Annotated in this window: 3 protein-coding genes; 1 reads left to right on the top strand and 2 read right to left on the bottom strand. The window is 43.5% G+C overall.

Annotated features, from left to right (window positions below):
- Nucleotides 1–375: 375 nt before the first annotated feature.
- On the bottom strand, nucleotides 376–690 hold the full coding sequence (locus PG840_RS16495) for a DUF3847 domain-containing protein (RefSeq protein WP_002578306.1): 315 nt from the start codon (nucleotides 688–690) through the stop codon (nucleotides 376–378).
- Nucleotides 691–835: 145 nt separating this feature from the next.
- On the bottom strand, nucleotides 836–1,066 hold the full coding sequence (locus PG840_RS16490; protein WP_002578307.1) for a helix-turn-helix domain-containing protein: 231 nt from the start codon (nucleotides 1,064–1,066) through the stop codon (nucleotides 836–838).
- 175 nt (nucleotides 1,067–1,241) lie between these two features.
- Between PG840_RS16490 and PG840_RS16485 the strand changes: the two genes are divergently transcribed.
- The gene (locus PG840_RS16485) at nucleotides 1,242–1,871 is read left to right on the top strand and encodes a helix-turn-helix domain-containing protein (RefSeq protein ID WP_117598208.1); all 630 of its coding nucleotides are present in this window, start codon (nucleotides 1,242–1,244) and stop codon (nucleotides 1,869–1,871) included.
- The last annotated feature ends 62 nt before the right edge of the window (nucleotides 1,872–1,933 follow it).

Below are 1,933 nucleotides of genomic sequence, written 5' to 3'. Positions count from 1 at the left end.
CCTTTGCTGCGTCCAACAATCTTTACTGTATAATGAAAAATCGCCATGCTCCGTTTCCCCCTTTCTGCTGTATCCGGCTTTGATTTCCGGCAGGTAACGTTTTTCCTAAAAGAAAATGGTATCTGCCGGAGCACCCTCTGCGTAAGAGTGCCCTGTGCATAACAGCCTGCATGGAATGTGCCCCTCTGGCGAAGAGTCCCTCCTGCGGCATGAGCAGGTCTGGCTGAAAGCCCCGCCGACGGAACGAGCCCGGCAAGCGTAAGCGCAGACCGGTTGCCACCTGTGGCAAACTTATACGGACGACCTCTGGTTGTCCATAAGTGCGCCCTTCATGAAAAAGCAATGAAGGGAATGGAAACTCCACTCCCTCCGGCATTACACTTCCTCCGTATTTGCAACTGGCTCTTTCTGCATTGCCTTTGAGAAGAATTTCCCATTTGCTTCCTGCCTTTTTAAGAAGCCGATCAGCTTTGGGATATCATCTTCCTCAATCGCAGAACCCAGCACCGATTCCACCGCACCACCAATCTGGCAGAGCCTGTGTGTCCGCTTTTTAGTTTCCACATCTTTCTGACGTTTCTTCAGTTCCCGTTTCTGTGCTGCATACTGTTTTGCTTTCTCAAGGCTTTCCTGTTCTTTCTTTTCCAACTGGAGCATACGCTCCTCATAACTCTTTGTTGATCTTGCCATAAATATCATCGTCCTTTCTTTTTCTTCCAAACATAAGTTTCCTGTTGTCTGTCAGACGAAGTACATGGTATAATCTGTTTGCGTGTAGGTATATCATGACTCCGGTCTGATAGAACCTTTGGCGGTTTCTTCGGGAACCGCTTTTTTAAGTTGAACCGTTTCTTGTGACTGCTTTCACATTTCCCTTATCCCTCAAGTCTCTGCCCTCGTTGGCTTCCATAAAAAGTTCCAGCATATCCGTTTTGATCAGGACTTTTCTCCCGACCTTTAATACCGGAAGTTTCTTCCATTCCACCAGTTTTCTCAGGGTGTTCCTGCCGATTCCCGTATAATCAGCAGCTTCTTCAATAGATAAGGCAATCTTTCTTTGTGTCATATGACCACCTCCTGTTAAATTGCATTATGCGATTTTATTTGTGCTGTCAGTATAGCGTGTTTATATTGCTTTGTCAAGCATTATGAAATTTCATTCATTTTCTATAAATTGCATATTGCAATATATTTTGTTGCGTGGTATAGTAATGACATACCGAAAAAGGAGGCACATCAGCATGAAAGATAAAGAACTACGCAAGCTGATCGGTAGCAGGGCAAAACAGCGCCGTCTGGAATTAAATCTGACACAGCCTTATGTCGCAGAGAAGATGGGAGTTACCGCTTCCACAATCCTGCGTTATGAGAACGGTTCGATTGACAATACCAAAAAGATGGTACTGGAAGGTCTCTCGGAAGCACTTCATGTATCAATCGAATGGCTCAAAGGGGAAACCGATGAATATGAAACTGATATTACGGATAAGAAAGAATTGCAGATTCGTGATGCGATGGGCAACATTCTCAAACAGTTACCTCTTGACCTCAATAAAACAGAAGACGCTTTTTCTAAAGACTTACTGCTGTTAATGTTAAAGCAATATGAACTGTTTCTGGATTCGTTTCAGTTCGCCTGCAAAAATTACAAAGGCAGTACCAAAGATGCGGACATTGCCAAAGTAATGGGATTTGAATCGAAAGATGAATATAATGAGATTATGTTTCTTAGGGAGATCACACATACTGTCAACGCATTTAATGATATGGCGGATGTTGTAAGGCTCTATTCAAAGAAACCGGAAGCGGCAGAACAAAGGCTTGCAAATCTTTTATCCGAAGTTATGTATGAGGATTCTGAATCGGTATAGTAAGACAACCGGAGTTGTGATATACTTACACGCTAGAAGCATTTCAACAGTTCTGATTGTCG

This window comes from Coprococcus sp. AM97-35, assembly GCF_027697525.1.
Classification (GTDB): Bacteria; Bacillota; Clostridia; order Lachnospirales; family Lachnospiraceae; genus Allocoprococcus; species Allocoprococcus comes.
This window is presented reverse-complemented; position numbering and strand designations above follow the sequence as displayed.

Bases quoted from the DNA above. Each gene is read 5' to 3' on its own strand.
- PG840_RS16495 (WP_002578306.1), bottom strand. From the start codon at position 690: ATGGCAAGATCAACAAAGAGTTATGAGGAGCGTATGCTCCAGTTGGAA.
- PG840_RS16490 (WP_002578307.1), bottom strand. From the start codon at position 1,066: ATGACACAAAGAAAGATTGCCTTATCTATTGAAGAAGCTGCTGATTAT.
- PG840_RS16485 (WP_117598208.1), top strand. From the start codon at position 1,242: ATGAAAGATAAAGAACTACGCAAGCTGATCGGTAGCAGGGCAAAACAG.